Source organism: Klebsiella sp. RCJ4 (genome assembly GCF_009025755.1).
Classification (GTDB): Bacteria; Pseudomonadota; Gammaproteobacteria; order Enterobacterales; family Enterobacteriaceae; genus Klebsiella; species Klebsiella michiganensis.
The window spans coordinates 65199-79878 of record NZ_WCIN01000047.1; the positions used below are offsets into that span (position 1 = coordinate 65199).

General features: G+C 57.2%; 13 protein-coding genes. 9 read left to right on the plus strand and 4 right to left on the minus strand.

The window, feature by feature from the left end; all coding sequences use genetic code 11:
• Positions 1-160: 160 nt before the first annotated feature.
• The gene (locus F8562_RS27380; protein WP_014228618.1) at positions 161-1819 is read right to left on the minus strand and encodes an ATP-dependent endonuclease; all 1659 of its coding nucleotides are present in this window, start codon (positions 1817-1819) and stop codon (positions 161-163) included.
• Between the two features lie 382 nt (positions 1820-2201).
• Between F8562_RS27380 and aqpZ the strand changes: the two genes are divergently transcribed.
• From aqpZ to hcr, 4 genes are all read left to right on the plus strand, one after another.
• On the plus strand, positions 2202-2897 hold the full coding sequence (gene aqpZ / locus F8562_RS27385; RefSeq protein WP_014228617.1) for an aquaporin Z: 696 nt from the start codon (positions 2202-2204) through the stop codon (positions 2895-2897).
• A 125-nt stretch (positions 2898-3022) separates the two neighbouring features.
• Positions 3023-3922 (plus strand): lysine exporter LysO family protein, encoded by a 900-nt coding sequence (locus F8562_RS27390; RefSeq protein ID WP_014837946.1) that lies wholly within the window; start codon positions 3023-3025, stop codon positions 3920-3922.
• Between the two features lie 144 nt (positions 3923-4066).
• Positions 4067-5719, plus strand: a complete 1653-nt coding sequence (gene hcp / locus F8562_RS27395) for a hydroxylamine reductase (RefSeq protein WP_014837945.1) — start codon at positions 4067-4069, stop codon at positions 5717-5719.
• 10 nt (positions 5720-5729) lie between these two features.
• A complete protein-coding gene (gene hcr / locus F8562_RS27400; RefSeq protein ID WP_014228614.1) occupies positions 5730-6698 on the plus strand; it encodes an NADH oxidoreductase in 969 nt (322 codons plus the stop codon).
• A gap of 39 nt (positions 6699-6737) precedes the next feature.
• Here the strand turns inward: hcr and F8562_RS27405 are convergent, their stop codons facing one another.
• Positions 6738-7172 (minus strand): DoxX family protein, encoded by a 435-nt coding sequence (locus tag F8562_RS27405; protein WP_014228613.1) that lies wholly within the window; start codon positions 7170-7172, stop codon positions 6738-6740.
• 152 nt (positions 7173-7324) lie between these two features.
• On the opposite strand from F8562_RS27405, the gene poxB reads away from it, so the two are divergent.
• The 4 genes from poxB to F8562_RS27425 all read left to right on the plus strand — a co-directional run bounded on the left by poxB (position 7325) and on the right by F8562_RS27425 (position 12753).
• Entirely contained in the window at positions 7325-9043 is a 1719-nt protein-coding gene (gene poxB / locus F8562_RS27410; RefSeq protein WP_014228612.1) for a ubiquinone-dependent pyruvate dehydrogenase, read from the plus strand.
• A gap of 154 nt (positions 9044-9197) precedes the next feature.
• Positions 9198-10199, plus strand: a complete 1002-nt coding sequence (ltaE, locus tag F8562_RS27415; protein WP_014228611.1) for a low-specificity L-threonine aldolase — start codon at positions 9198-9200, stop codon at positions 10197-10199.
• Positions 10200-10209: 10 nt separating this feature from the next.
• Positions 10210-11643 (plus strand): DUF2867 domain-containing protein, encoded by a 1434-nt coding sequence (locus tag F8562_RS27420; RefSeq protein WP_014837944.1) that lies wholly within the window; start codon positions 10210-10212, stop codon positions 11641-11643.
• A 96-nt stretch (positions 11644-11739) separates the two neighbouring features.
• Positions 11740-12753: an NAD-dependent epimerase/dehydratase family protein gene (locus F8562_RS27425; protein WP_009653274.1), complete on the plus strand. Its 1014-nt coding sequence runs from the start codon at positions 11740-11742 to the stop codon at positions 12751-12753.
• On the opposite strand, the gene F8562_RS27430 is transcribed toward F8562_RS27425, so the two are convergent.
• Positions 12750-13580, minus strand: a complete 831-nt coding sequence (locus F8562_RS27430; protein ID WP_014837943.1) for an N-acetylmuramoyl-L-alanine amidase — start codon at positions 13578-13580, stop codon at positions 12750-12752. The two genes, F8562_RS27425 and F8562_RS27430, sit on opposite strands and share 4 nt — an antisense overlap.
• Positions 13577-13900, minus strand: a complete 324-nt coding sequence (locus F8562_RS27435; RefSeq protein WP_004100606.1) for a heavy metal-binding domain-containing protein — start codon at positions 13898-13900, stop codon at positions 13577-13579. Before F8562_RS27435 ends, F8562_RS27430 begins: the two co-directional genes overlap by 4 nt.
• A 117-nt stretch (positions 13901-14017) precedes the next feature.
• On the opposite strand from F8562_RS27435, the gene F8562_RS27440 reads away from it, so the two are divergent.
• Positions 14018-14533 carry a lipoprotein gene (locus F8562_RS27440; protein WP_014837942.1) on the plus strand — a complete coding sequence of 172 codons (516 nt, stop codon included), beginning with the start codon at positions 14018-14020 and terminating at the stop codon, positions 14531-14533.
• The last annotated feature ends 147 nt before the right edge of the window (positions 14534-14680 follow it).

Sequence of the window (14680 nt, forward strand, 5' to 3'; positions counted from 1 at the left end):
TTTAACCCGCAGAACCCGCGACAATTCTATCTAAATGCGGCAATAGAATAACGCGCATTTTTAGATGCGCTTCATTTTTGTTTAACTGAAGTTGAGGGTGTGCAGATGAAGACCTGCCGGGATGGATCGCCCGGCAGAAAGAGAGAAACAGCGGTCTGCGCTAATCTGCGCGTCCGCGCGCCAGCCATAGTACGCGAGAGAACATTTTTTTCAACAGCGCAGGAATGGCGTCAACCCCGCGCCGCCCGGCCTCCATCGCCACTTCAATCGCCAGGTCCGGTTTTGACGAACGGTGAATCGCTTTGGTGATCACCCGCCGCATATTCATGGGTATATTCATCGGCAGCTGCGCGACCCGGTGATAAACATCGTCGAAGCCCTGACGGTACATAAAATGCTCCATATCCATCGCCGGTAGCGCGGTGAGATGGTCTCGCTCCAGCATTTTATCGTCATTCAACAAACTGCGAACGGTGGCGGCGTATTTCTTCCCGGCTTCATCGCCATCCACCAGCACATGCCACTCAATACCCATTCGCCGGGCGAATTTAATCAGCGGCTTCAAACCCGACTGGGCAAACTCAATGACCTTCACCCCTTCCGCATCAAAGTGATGGCCGCACTGGCGGGCCAGCTCGTTGATAACCCAGGTTTCCGTCTCCCCCTCCACCAGCAGCCAGCAGCGGGCAAACAGCGATGAAGCGCGGTTAAAGCGAATATGAAACGCGATGCGTCGGCTGTCTTCCGCATTCATCCCGCCGGGCCCCAGCCGCCAGGCCGACACTCGTGAAGATTCACGCACCAGCCGACAGACGTGCTCGACGGGCGTTAATGACAGCAGCTCGCCGGAGTTCGTTGTCGTCACCCGCTGCAGCGGCAGTAAATTGAGCAAATGCCAGGCCACCGACAGCATAATAGGATGCAACCGGGTTTCCGGGTCCTCAATCAACAAGAGCGGCCGCGCATCGCGATCGAGTCTTACCGTGCCTTTCGCCTGCAGCAGAGTCGAAAACAGCCCCAATAAAATCACCCGATGGCTGCGCCCGCCGGGCTTGTCGATCATCCTGTTGATAATATCCAGGTAGCGCCAGCTGCGCTGTTCATCATGTGAATGACGGCGCATCAGACGATGGCGCGACTGCGCGCTGCTCTGCTCGGCAAAATAGTGCTCCAGCAATTGCACCATAGCCGACAGCCCCTGGCGGATCTGTCCATCGGTTAAATTTTGCGGATGATGTACCAGTTCGCGAGAGAGGAAATCAAGCTGGCGAGCGGTAATTTCGATCTGCGGCGAGTGCGGAACGGTGCCGTTGTGGATCCGCCGCATAAAGCGGGCGTCGCGTAGCCGCAGAACCGGCATCAGCCGTACCAGGTGACGGGCGAGTTCATCAATATCGTCAAGCTCCAGCGCTTTCCCTTCACCATCAATAAAGCTGCGCAGGGTCATCACGCTGTCGTCATCGGCAAGCTCCCCCTCCAGGCGATAGAAAACGCGCTGATAGCCATCGTCGCAGGGAACCCAGCAGCTGCTGAGAGGACGATAGCGTCGAACCCGATGGCGCCCGGGTTCATTTTCACGGAAGGTCAGGATGATATGCAGATGATGCTCGCGCCCCTGAATATCGCCGGGCGGAAACCAAAAATCTTCCCGAACAAAATGATAGAGGTCGAACTCCGGCGACAGGAGCAGCGTCAGGGCATCCAGCAGGCTGGATTTACCCCAGGCATTTTCGCCAATCAGCACGTTATTTTGTTCCAGCATCAACGATAATCGGTTAATGCCGCGAAAACCGACTATTTCTACGCGCTCAAGATGCATATGCCCTCCGCTCAGTGGCGACTATCTCCTTCAGTTATCAGCAGTATAGCGAGGTGAGCATCAACATGACACTCCGGGCGTCTGCGAATCGCTCATGGCCGCAGGGGGGAATGTGATGAGCCATACATCACTTAATTGAGAAACGCCTTCATCATTGAAAGTCGTTTTTTTAACCGTTTTTGTTCTACACTTTTAAAAAAACCGACATGAAAAGGAATCCCAGCGCATTGTTCTAAATCAAATTACATCAATTTATTTAACTGGTCCCAAGGTGGCGATCGTCCATAGAATAGCGTCGCTTTATTCTGGTCGTCATTCTTTGTGGCGAAAATAAAGGCCGGCACGAAAACTCGTGCGCGTTTACGTTTTTATTGAGGTGGTTATGTTTAGAAAATTAGCAGCAGAATGCTTTGGTACATTCTGGCTGGTATTTGGTGGTTGCGGCAGCGCCGTGCTAGCTGCGGCATTCCCTGAGCTGGGAATTGGTTTTGCCGGCGTCGCGCTGGCTTTCGGTTTAACCGTATTAACCATGGCGTATGCCGTCGGTCATATTTCCGGCGGGCACTTTAACCCGGCGGTAACTTTAGGTTTATGGGCCGGCGGTCGTTTCCCGGCCAGGGACGTGATTGGTTATATTATCGCCCAGGTTGTCGGCGGTATTATCGCCGCCGCTATTCTGTACGTTGTCGCCAGCGGTAAAGCGGGCTTTGACGCCGCCGCTAGCGGATTCGCATCGAACGGCTATGGCGAACATTCTCCCGGCGGTTTCTCCATGCTCTCCGCTATTGTGATTGAGATCGTCCTGACCTGCGGCTTCCTGCTGGTCATTCACGGCGCCACGGATAAAAACGCACCGGCCGGCTTCGCTCCTGTCGCTATTGGCCTGGCGCTAACGCTTATCCACCTGATCAGCATTCCGGTCACCAACACGTCGGTAAACCCGGCGCGCAGTACCGCGGTAGCGATATTCCAGGGCGGCTGGGCGCTGCAGCAGCTGTGGCTATTCTGGGTGATGCCGATTATCGGCGGCATTCTCGGCGGCGTGCTCTACCGCACCCTGCTGGAAAAACGCAGCTAAACTTCCTCCACTTTTCTTGAGGCCCGGTGCTGCCGGGCCTTTCTTTTTTTCCACCACTTTACTCAGTCCGGCGATTTGGGTAGTGTCAGGGGCGCTATTTTCATTCTGCAAGGACCAAGTCGTTCATGTTTTCGGGACTTTTAATCATTCTGCTGCCGTTGGTTATAGGCTATCTTATTCCTCTTCATCGGCCATCAGCCCTTAAACTCATCGCGCGACTTCTGAGCTGGATTGTCTACGTTATTCTCTTTTTTATGGGCATTAGCCTGGCCTTCCTGGATAATCTGGCCAGCAACCTCCTGGCGATCCTTCATTATGCGGCGGTCAGCGTCGTTATTATTCTGCTATGCAATATTGCCGCCCTGATGTGGCTCGAGCAAAAAATGCCCTGGCAAAATCATCATCGTCAGGAAAAATTACCCTCCCGTCTGGCAATGGCTCTGGAATCCCTTCAGCTATGCGGCGTGGTATTTATTGGTTTTATGATTGGTCTGAGCGGTATATCCTTTTTACAACACGCCACCGAGGCCAGCGAATATACCCTGATCTTCCTTTTGTTCCTCATCGGTATTCAACTGCGCAATAATGGCATGACGCTGCGGCAGATCGTACTGAATCGCCGCGGAATGATTGTCGCGGTAGTGGTCATGGTCAGTTCACTGCTGGGCGGTATCATCAACGCCTTTATTCTCGACCTGCCGCTAAAAACCGGGCTGGCCATGGCTTCCGGGTTTGGCTGGTATTCGCTCTCCGGGATTCTGCTGACCGAATCCTATGGCCCGGTAATTGGCAGCGCGGCCTTCTTTAACGATCTTGCCCGCGAGCTGCTGGCGATAATGCTTATCCCCGGACTGGTGCGCCGCAGCCGTTCCACCGCGCTGGGCCTTTGCGGCGCGACATCAATGGACTTTACGCTGCCGGTACTGCAACGCTCTGGCGGGGTGGAGATTGTGCCGGCGGCCATCGTTCATGGCTTCATTCTCAGTCTGCTGGTGCCCATATTGATGGCTTTCTTCTCCGCTTAATACCTCTCTGGCGGTAGTCTTCTGCCGCCAATTTTGCGCTAAATCAATCTCCCCGTAAGTTGTATCAGAAATACCTTTTCTCTTCTCGCGCTCGGGCATAACCTTAAACATGTATATTAAATATAACTTTAAAAAGGTGTGACCATGTTTTGTGTGCAATGTGAACAAACCATCCGTACCCCGGCAGGGAACGGCTGCTCTTACGCGCAGGGTATGTGCGGAAAAACGGCCGAAACGTCCGATCTGCAGGATCTGCTGATTGCCTCTCTGCAGGGGCTCTCCGCCTGGGCGCTTAAAGCCCGTGAATACGGCATCATCGACCACGACATCGACAGCTTTGCGCCGCGCGCTTTTTTCTCCACGCTGACCAACGTTAACTTCGATTCCCCGCGCATCGTTGGCTATGCGCGCGAGGCCATCACCCTGCGTGAAGCGCTGAAAGCCCAGTGCCTGAACATTGATGCCCAAGCGACGGTTAACAACCCGATGGCCGATCTGCAGCTGGCGAGCGACGATCTGGGCGACCTGCAGCGCCAGGCGGCGGAATTCACCCCGAACAAAGACAAAGCGGCCATCGGCGAGAACATTCTCGGCCTGCGCCTGCTGTGCCTGTACGGCCTGAAAGGCGCTGCGGCTTATATGGAGCACGCGCACGTTCTGGGTCAGTACGACAACGACATCTACGCCCAGTACCATAAAATCATGGCGTGGCTCGGTACCTGGCCTGCCGATATGAACGCGCTGCTGGAGTGCTCGATGGAAATCGGCCAGATGAACTTCAAAGTGATGAGCATTCTGGACGCTGGCGAGACCACTAAATATGGTCACCCCACCCCGACTCAGGTCAACGTCAAAGCGACCGAAGGCAAATGCATTCTGATTTCCGGCCATGACCTGAAAGATCTGTACAACCTGCTGGAGCAAACAGAAGGTACCGGGGTTAACGTCTACACCCACGGTGAAATGCTGCCAGCGCACGGTTACCCGGAACTGCGTAAATTCAAGCATCTGATTGGTAACTACGGCAGCGGCTGGCAAAACCAGCAGGTCGAGTTTGCCCGCTTCCCTGGCCCGATTGTGATGACCTCTAACTGCATCATCGACCCAACCGTCGGCGCCTATGACGACCGTATCTGGACCCGCAGCATCGTCGGCTGGCCAGGCGTCAATCATCTGGAAGGCGAAGATTTCGCCCCGGTTATCGCCCAGGCGCAGCAGATGGCGGGCTTCCCGTACAGCGAGATCCCGCACCTGATCACCGTTGGCTTCGGTCGTCAGACCCTGCTGGGCGCGGCTGATACGCTGATCGACCTGGTGAGCCGTGAAAAACTGCGCCATATCTTCCTGGTGGGCGGCTGCGACGGGGCGCGCGGCGAACGTAACTACTTCACCGATTTCGCCACCAGCGTACCGGACGACTGCCTGATCCTGACCCTGGCCTGCGGTAAATACCGTTTCAACAAACTCGAATTCGGCGATATCGAAGGTCTACCGCGTCTGGTCGATGCCGGTCAGTGTAACGACGCTTACTCTGCCATCATCCTGGCGGTCACCCTGGCTGAGAAACTGGGTTGTGGCGTGAACGACCTGCCGTTGTCTCTGGTGCTCTCCTGGTTTGAACAGAAAGCGATTGTTATTCTGCTGACCCTGCTGTCGCTGGGCGTGAAAAATATCGTCACCGGCCCGACGGCGCCGGGCTTCTTCACGCCGGACCTGCTGGCCGTTCTCAACGAGAAATTCGGTCTGCGTTCCGTGACCACCGTTGAAGAAGACATGAAGCAGCTGCTGAGCGCGTAAGGAGTAAAGAATGACAATGCCAACTCATCAGTGCCCATGGCGGATGCAGGTTCATCACATCCATCAGGAAACGCCGGATGTATGGACAATTTCGTTGCTGTGCCACGACTATTATCCGTACCGTGCCGGGCAGTATGCACTGGTCAGCGTACGTAATTCAGCGGAGACGCTGCGTGCTTACACCATTTCATCGACGCCGGGAGTAAGCGAGTACATCACGCTGACCATCCGTCGGATTGACGATGGCGCAGGCTCACAGTGGCTGACCCGCGACGTGAAGCGCGGCGACTATATCTGGCTGTCCGATGCCATGGGTGAATTTACCTGTGAAGATAAGGCTGAAGATAAGTTCCTGATGCTGGCTGCTGGCTGCGGCGTTACGCCAATCATGTCAATGCGTCGCTGGTTGGCAAAGTACCGCCCGCAGGCCGATGTGCAGGTGATCTTTAACGTTCGTTCACCGCAAGATGTTATTTTTGCCGACGAATGGCGCGAATATCCGGTGACCTTAGTCGCTGAAAACAATGCCACCCACGGTTTTGTTTCTGGCCGACTGACGACCGATCTGCTGAAAAGCGTACCGGATCTGACCTCTCGTACCGTGATGACCTGCGGCCCGGCGCCGTATATGGATTGGGTTGAGCAGGAGGTGAAAGCGCTGGGCGCGACGCGTTTCTTTAAAGAGCAGTTCTTTACGCCGGTAGCCGAAGCCGCTACCAGCGGCCTGAAGTTCACCAAACTGCAGCCGGCGAAAGCGTTCTACGCGCCGGTCGGCACCACGCTGCTCGAAGCGCTGGAAAGCAATAAGGTGCCGGTTACCGTCGCCTGTCGCGCAGGCGTCTGCGGCTGCTGCAAAACCAAAGTGGTTTCCGGAGAATATACCGTCAGCAGTACCATGACGTTAACCGATGCGGAAATCGCTGAAGGCTACGTGCTGGCCTGCTCCTGCCACCCGCAGGGTGATTTGGTACTGGCTTAACCCTCAGCTGCCGGATGGCGCAACGCCGTCCGGCAATGTTTACCGCCAGGCTGAATTGCCGCCGATGGCATAGCGCCCTGCCCCGAGGAAGGCAATCGCCAGCGCGCCCACAAAGAAATAGACCAGGCTCTCAATCGCCCACGCGCCTACCGCATCCAGCGCAAAGGTTTTGCCCGTCCCGACCATCAGCCAGGCCACGACCATCGTAAACGCCAGCACCAGCGCCGCCGGACGCGTAAGCACTCCCAGAATCAGCAGGCAAGGCGCTACCACCTCGCCCACTAAAACCCCATAAGCGATAAACCCCGGCAATCCTTTTGCTACCAGCATATTGCTGATTCCCCCTACGCCATCAAATAGCTTATGCAACCCGTGAAACAGCATCAGCCCGCCAACGGCAAGTCGTAACAAGAGTTTGCCGAAATCGTCATGGGATAGCAGTTTATTAACAGCATTTAACAGCGATTTAACCATTTGAAATGATTCCTGTTTACCACTTTATGTGAGCTCAGATTATGCGGAGTTTTCACTGAAAAAAACCAGCGGAAAATGAGAGGTGAAAGCGAGCGTAACTGGCAGTTTCATCTAAGCTTGTAAGCGTTATCACAAAAAGGAGATGGAGAACCATGAAACAGACCGTGGCGGCATACATTGCCAAAACTCTTGAACAGGCTGGCGTTAAACGTATTTGGGGCGTAACCGGGGATTCGCTCAACGGCTTAAGCGACAGCCTGAACCGTATGGGGACCATCGACTGGATGCCCACGCGCCATGAAGAAGTGGCCGCCTTCGCCGCCGGGGCGGAAGCGCAGCTTACCGGCGAACTGGCGGTCTGCGCAGGCTCCTGCGGGCCGGGCAACCTGCATCTGATTAACGGCCTTTTCGACTGCCACCGCAATCACGTTCCGGTTCTGGCCATCGCCGCCCATATTCCTTCCAGCGAAATCGGCAGCGGCTATTTTCAGGAAACGCATCCGCAGGAGCTGTTCCGGGAATGCAGTCACTACTGTGAACTGGTCTCAACCCCGGAACAGATCCCGCAGGTGCTGGCCATCGCCATGCGCAAAGCGGTGATTAACCGCGGCGTCTCGGTAGTGGTGCTTCCCGGCGACGTTGCGCTGAAAGCCGCGCCGGAAAGCGCCAGCAGCCACTGGTACCACGCGCCGCTGCCGCAGGTGACGCCGGCGGAAGAAGAGCTGAAAAAGCTGGCCCAGCTGCTGCGCTATTCAAGCAACATCGCCCTGATGTGCGGCAGCGGCTGCGCCGGGGCGCATAAAGAGCTGGTAGACTTCGCCGCGAAGCTCAAAGCGCCTATCGTTCACGCGCTGCGCGGCAAAGAGCACGTAGAATACGACAACCCTTATGATGTGGGGATGACCGGACTGATTGGCTTCTCCTCCGGCTTCCACACCATGATGAACGCCGACACCCTGGTGCTGCTCGGCACCCAGTTCCCCTATCGCGCCTTCTACCCGACGGACGCGAAAATCATTCAGATTGATATCAATCCCGGCAGTATTGGCGCCCACAGTAAAGTGGATATGGCGCTGGTCGGCGATATTAAATCGACCCTCAGCGCGCTGATGCCGCATCTTGAGGAGAAAACCGACCGTAAGTTCCTCGATAAAGCGCTGGAACACTATCGCGACGCGCGCAAGGGGCTTGATGACCTGGCGAAGCCCAGCGAAAAAACAATTCATCCGCAGTATCTGGCGCAGCGCATCAGCCACTATGCCGACGACGATGCCATCTTTACCTGTGACGTGGGTACGCCGACCGTCTGGGCCGCGCGCTATTTGCAGATGAACGGTAAGCGCCGCCTGCTCGGATCGTTCAACCATGGGTCAATGGCTAACGCCATGCCGCAGGCCATCGGTGCGAAGGCCACCGCCCCTGACCGTCAGGTTGTGGCAATGTGCGGCGACGGCGGCTTCAGCATGCTGATGGGGGATTTTCTCTCGCTGGCGCAGATGAAGCTGCCGGTGAAGATCGTTATCTTCAATAACAGCGTACTGGGCTTCGTGGCGATGGAGATGAAGGCCGGGGGCTATCTGACAGACGGCACTGAACTTCACGCCACCAACTTTGCCCGCATCGCCGAAGCGTGCGGCATTAAGGGCATACGTGTTGAAAGCGCGTCAGAGGTTGATGAAGCGCTGCAAACCGCTTTCGCTACCGATGGTCCGGTCCTGGTGGATGTGGTCGTCGCCAGTGAAGAGCTGGCGATGCCGCCGCAAATTAAACTGGAGCAGGCCAAAGGTTTCAGCCTTTATATGCTGCGCGCGATTATCAGCGGCCGCGGCGACGAAGTTATCGAACTGGCGAAAACTAACTGGCTAAGGTAAAAATATCCTTTTCAATTCATACGCAAAATTATTCGTGTTGCCTCAAGGCGGCAAGGCCGAAAACCCCCGGGCGCAGAGATAACTCTGTGACCGGGCTTTGAGGGAGCAGCCAACGCCGGGGCAGCGCGAAGGATGAAGTGTATAAGGATATGACATGATAGATTTACGCAGCGATACCGTTACCCGTCCGGGCCGCGCCATGCTGGAAGCCATGATGGCCGCCCCGGTCGGGGATGACGTGTATGGCGATGACCCGACCGTTAACGAACTCCAGCGCTTTGCCGCCAACCTGGCGGGCAAAGAGGCCGCTATCTTCCTGCCTAGCGGCACCCAGGCCAACCTGGTCGCCCTGCTCAGCCACTGCCAGCGCGGCGAAGAGTATATCGTCGGCCAGGGCGCGCATAACTATCTCTACGAAGCCGGCGGCGCGGCGGTGCTTGGCAGCATCCAGCCGCAGCCAATCGATGCCGCAGCGGACGGTTCCCTGCCGCTGGATAAAGTCGCGGCCAAAATCAAACCGGACGATATCCATTTCGCCCCTACCCGGCTGCTGTCGCTGGAAAACACCCATAACGGCAAAGTGCTGCCGCGTGAATATCTCAAAGATGCCTGGGAGTTTACGCGCCAGCGCGGCCTGGGGCTGCACGTTGACGGGGCGCGTATTTTTAACGCCGTCGTGGAATACGGCTGCGCGCTGCGCGAGATCGCCCGCTACTGCGACTCCTTCACCATCTGCCTGTCTAAAGGACTCGGCGCGCCGGTAGGCTCACTGCTGGTGGGGAGCGAAGAGTACATTCACCGCGCTATCCGCTGGCGGAAAATGGTCGGTGGCGGGATGCGTCAGGCCGGGATTCTGGCGGCCGCGGGCCTGTATGCCCTGCAGAACAACGTCGCGCGCTTAAAAGAGGATCACGACAACGCCGCGTGGATGGCGGAGCAGCTGCGCGCCGCCGGCGCCGAGGTGACGCGTCATGATACCAATATGCTGTTTGTTCGCGTCGGTGAAGCGCGCGCCGCCGCGCTGGGCGAGTATCTGCGCGAACGCGGGGTGCTGATCAACGCCTCGCCCATCGTGCGCCTGGTGACGCATATTGACGTTAACCGCCAGCAGCTCACCGAGGTGGTTAGCCACTGGCAGGCATTTTTAAACCGTTAAGGGGTCCGGCGTGTCGCAGCGAATTCTGGTGCTTGGCGCCAGCGGTTATATCGGCCAGCATCTGGTGAAAAGGCTCAGCGAGCAGGGCTTCACCGTGCTGGCGGCGGCACGCCAGATCGACAGGCTTAAAAAACAGCAGCTCCCCGGCGTCGAGTGCTATTCGCTCGATTTAAACCAGCCGGACGCGCTACCCGCCCTGCTGGCGCAGGCTGATACCGTTTACTATCTGGTGCACGGGATGGGCGAAGGCGGCGACTTTATCCGCCACGAGCGGCGGGTCGCCCTCAACGTTCGCGACGCGCTGCGCAAGTCGCCGGTGAACGAAGTCATCTTTCTCAGTTCCTTACAGGTGGCGAAGCAGGAGCAATCCGATCATCTGCGCGCCCGCCAGATCACCGGCGATCTGCTGCGCGAATCAGGCGTTCCGGTAGCGGAAGTTCGCGCCGGCATTATCGTCGGCGCCGGTTCCGCCGCCTTCGAAGTGATGCGCGATATGGTCTACAACCTGCCTGTGCTGACGCCGCCGCGCTGGGTGCGCTCGCGCACCACGCCGATTGCGCTGGAAAATTTACTCTACTATCTGCTGCAGCTGCTTAATCATCCGGCCCGGGAGCATCGGGTGTTTGAAGCCGCCGGACCGGAAATTTTGAGCTATCAGCAGCAGTTCATCCGCTTTATGGCGGTCAGCGGCAAACGCCGCCCGCTGATCCCCATCCCTTTCCCGACCCGCTGGATTTCGGTGTGGTTTCTCAACGTCATTACCTCAGTGCCGCCAACCACGGCCAAAGCGCTGATCCAGGGGCTAAAGCACGATCTGATCGCCGACGATCGGACCCTGCGGGCCTTAATTCCTCAACCGCTTATCGCGTTTGATGAAGCGGTGCGCCTTACGCTTAAAGAAGAGGAGCAACTGGTGAACTCCAGCGACTGGGGCTACGATGCGCAGGCCTTCGCCCGATGGCGGCCAGAGTACGGCTACTACCCGAAACAGGCAGGCTGTACCGTTAACACTTCCGCAAGCCTTGCCGCGCTGTGGAAGGTAGTCAACCAAATTGGCGGTAAAGAGGGCTATTTCTTCGGCAACGTGCTGTGGAAAACGCGCGGGGCGATGGATCTGCTGGTCGGTCACCGGCTGGCAAAAGGTCGCCCGGAAAATGAATATCTGCAGACCGGCGATGCGGTGGACAGCTGGAAGGTGATTATCGTCGAGCCGGAAAAGCAGCTGACGCTGTTATTCGGCATGAAAGCGCCCGGCCTTGGCCGCCTGAGCTTTACCCTGCGCGATAAAGGCGATCATCGCGAACTGGACGTGCGCGCCTGGTGGCACCCGCACGGTATGCCGGGGCTTTTCTACTGGCTGTTGATGATCCCGGCGCATCTGTTTATTTTTCGCGGTATGGCGCGACGCATCGCCCACCTGGCGGAGCAAATCACCATCAAATAGAGTATAGGTGCAGAATTCTTTCATGATTCTCATTGCATCGTAGTCAGAATCACGGAAAAATGCGCACGAAATTCTTTTGTTAAACAGTGGATCGATATGAAGGTACTGGTTACCGGTGCGACCAGCGGATTGGGCCGCAACGCGGTGGAATATCTGCGTAACAGGGGCATTAGCGTCAGAGCGACCGGGCGCAACGAAGCGATGGGCAAGCTTCTGAGCAAAATGGGCGCAGAGTTCGTCCCTGCGGACTTAACCGAGCTGGTCTCTTCGCAGGCCAAAGTGATGCTCGCCGGTATCGATACCCTGTGGCACTGTTCCAGCTTTACCTCGCCGTGGGGCACCCAGCAGGCCTTCGATTTAGCTAACGTGCGCGCGACCCGGCGTCTCGGCGAGTGGGCGGTTGCCTGGGGCGTGCGCAACTTCGTGCATATCTCTTCGCCGTCGCTCTATTTTGATTATCACCATCATCGCGATGTTGCGGAGGATTTCCGCCCGCAGCGTTTCGCCAACGAATTCGCCCGCAGCAAGGCGGCAAGCGAAGATGTGATCAATCTGCTGGCGCAGGCCAACCCAAATACCCGTTTTACGATCCTGCGCCCGCAAAGCCTGTTTGGCCCGCATGATAAAGTGTTTATCCCGCGCCTGGCGCAGATGATGCAGCACTACGGCAGCGTCCTGTTGCCGCGCGGCGGCAGCGCGCTGGTGGATATGACCTACTATGAAAACGCGGTACACGCGATGTGGCTCGCCAGCCAGCCGCAGAGTGACCTTCTGCCCTCGGCCCGCGCGTACAACATTACTAACGGCGAACCGCAAACCCTGCACAGCATTGTGCAGAAACTCATCGACGAGCTGGGGATTAAGTGCCGCATCCGTTCGGTTCCCTATCCCATGCTGGATATCATCGCCCGCAGCATGGAGCGCTTTGGCAATAAGTCAGCGAAAGAGCCCGCATTTACCCACTACGGCGTCTCTAAGCTGAACTTTGATTTTACTCTTGATATCTCCCGCGCCCAGCAGGAGCTAGGCTATCAGCCGGTCATCACGATGGATGAAGGGATTCTCCGCACCGCCGCGTGGTTGAAGGACCACGGCAAGCTGCACTATTAACCCCGCCCGTACTTTTCCAGCAGCGCTTCGGCTATCGCCAGGGTTTGCGCATCGGCAACCCCGTCCCAGCGCGCGGGACGGAAGTGCATCTGGAAAGCCATAATGACCCGCTTCTGCTGCGCTGGCGTCATTTCCGGCGTCACCTGATAGCCGTAGCGCGCCAGGACGTCCAGCAGCGCTGCGGCGTCTACCGGCTCGTATGACGGACGGCCCTGCAGATAAAACGCCACGCGCCGGGCATCAGGCCATGCGCCAATCCCCTGCTCGGCCAGCCTGCGCCACGGGAACAGCGGCCCCGGATCGTCTTTGCGCTGCGGCGCGATATCCGCATGGGCGACCACGTTCTGCGGCGCGATGTGGTAGCGGGCGATAATATCTTTCGCCAGCGGGATCAGGGCGTCAATCTGCGCCGGATTAAACGGCGTAAAGCTTTTCACCCCCGCCGTTTTTTGCCAGCCGCGGTTCTCCAGCTCGATGCCAATCGAAGTGTCGTTAATGCGCGTGCTGCCGCGCCAGAAGCTGACGCCCGCATGCCAGGCCAGTTCCTCTTCCGGCACCAGCTGCCAGATCCGCGGTTTGCCTCCGTGCAGCGGCGGTTTCTCCGGGATCAGGTAGTGAGAGCTCACCTGGTTATCCGTCAGCGTCGCCAGCGAAACGTCGAAATCATCGGCGGTGTAGTGAATCACCAGCACTTTGATGCGCGGATAAGCCGCCTGCGCCGGATGGCGCGTATCCAGCTGATAGCCATCGCGATCGATAATACCTTTTTCGCTGGCGCAGCCCGCCAGCAGCAGCGCCAGCAGTACGCCTGCCCGGCAAGCTCTCATCGGCGAGTCTTCACCGCGGTGCCGCTAACGCTGACCATCAGCATGCTGCTATCTTTACCTACGGTTTCGTAGTCAATATCAATCCCGACCACCGCATTGGCGCCCAGCGCCTTCGCCTGCTCGCTCAGCTCTTCAAACGCAATTTCACGGGCCTTACGCAGCTCCTTTTCATAGGCGCCGGAACGACCGCCGACGATATCGCGGATGCTGGCGAAAAAATCGCGGAATACGTTGGCGCCCAGAATCGCTTCCCCCGTGACGACGCCGCAGTATTCAATGATGGGCTGACCTTCGAGGGTCGGAGTGGTGGAAAATTGCATGATGAAACTCCTTCTTTAGCGTTCAATGCGTTAGCTCTAAGGGTCAAGCACAATCCCTATCTGATACACTATGCTTGAAAAGATATTCTAACGTAGTGAGCTCATAAGGAAATCATCATGCGCTACAAAGTTCTTGCATTAGTCCTCCCCTGCGCGCTGGCGCTCAGCGCCTGTACTACCGTCACGCCTGCGTACAAAGATAACGGCACCCGCAGCGGCCCCTGCGTCGAAGGCGGCCCGGATGACGTAGCGCAGAAGTTTTATGACTACCAGGTACAGCACCGCAACAGCGATTTAACCGCGCTGCGCCCATACCTGAGCGACGGTCTGGCAAAACTGCTGAACGACGCGCGTCGGGACCCGTCTAACAACGCCCTGCTGCAGTCAAATCTTTTCTCCAGTAGCACAACGCCAGCCGACAGCGCCGATGTCGCCAGCGCCTCCACCATCCCTAATCGCGACGCGCGCAATATTCCCCTGCGCGTGGAGCTGAAACAGGGCACCCAAAGCTGGAAAGACGAAGTGCTGATGATTCAGGAAGGCCAGTGCTGGGCCGTGGATGACGTGCGCTACCTCGGCAACAACGCCCATGCGCCGGCGGGCACCCTGCGTCAGAGTCTGGAAAAACGCTAATTCAGGCGTTGGGTCGCTCGGGCCGAATGAAATAACCCCGGTAAAATGTCGGCGTTTCCGCTGGTAATGCCGACATTGACGTCTCCCGCCTTCACGAAGCCATATTTTGTGCTAACTTTAAATGTAAACATGGTTTACATTTAACTT

Bases quoted from the DNA above. Each gene is read 5' to 3' on its own strand.
- F8562_RS27430 (WP_014837943.1), bottom strand. From the start codon at position 13,580: ATGAGAGCTTGCCGGGCAGGCGTACTGCTGGCGCTGCTGCTGGCGGGC.
- hcp (WP_014837945.1), top strand. From the start codon at position 4,067: ATGTTTTGTGTGCAATGTGAACAAACCATCCGTACCCCGGCAGGGAAC.
- hcr (WP_014228614.1), top strand. From the start codon at position 5,730: ATGACAATGCCAACTCATCAGTGCCCATGGCGGATGCAGGTTCATCAC.
- F8562_RS27440 (WP_014837942.1), top strand. From the start codon at position 14,018: ATGCGCTACAAAGTTCTTGCATTAGTCCTCCCCTGCGCGCTGGCGCTC.
- poxB (WP_014228612.1), top strand. From the start codon at position 7,325: ATGAAACAGACCGTGGCGGCATACATTGCCAAAACTCTTGAACAGGCT.
- F8562_RS27380 (WP_014228618.1), bottom strand. From the start codon at position 1,819: ATGCATCTTGAGCGCGTAGAAATAGTCGGTTTTCGCGGCATTAACCGA.
- ltaE (WP_014228611.1), top strand. From the start codon at position 9,198: ATGATAGATTTACGCAGCGATACCGTTACCCGTCCGGGCCGCGCCATG.
- F8562_RS27425 (WP_009653274.1), top strand. From the start codon at position 11,740: ATGAAGGTACTGGTTACCGGTGCGACCAGCGGATTGGGCCGCAACGCG.
- F8562_RS27390 (WP_014837946.1), top strand. From the start codon at position 3,023: ATGTTTTCGGGACTTTTAATCATTCTGCTGCCGTTGGTTATAGGCTAT.
- F8562_RS27405 (WP_014228613.1), bottom strand. From the start codon at position 7,172: ATGGTTAAATCGCTGTTAAATGCTGTTAATAAACTGCTATCCCATGAC.
- F8562_RS27435 (WP_004100606.1), bottom strand. From the start codon at position 13,900: ATGCAATTTTCCACCACTCCGACCCTCGAAGGTCAGCCCATCATTGAA.
- aqpZ (WP_014228617.1), top strand. From the start codon at position 2,202: ATGTTTAGAAAATTAGCAGCAGAATGCTTTGGTACATTCTGGCTGGTA.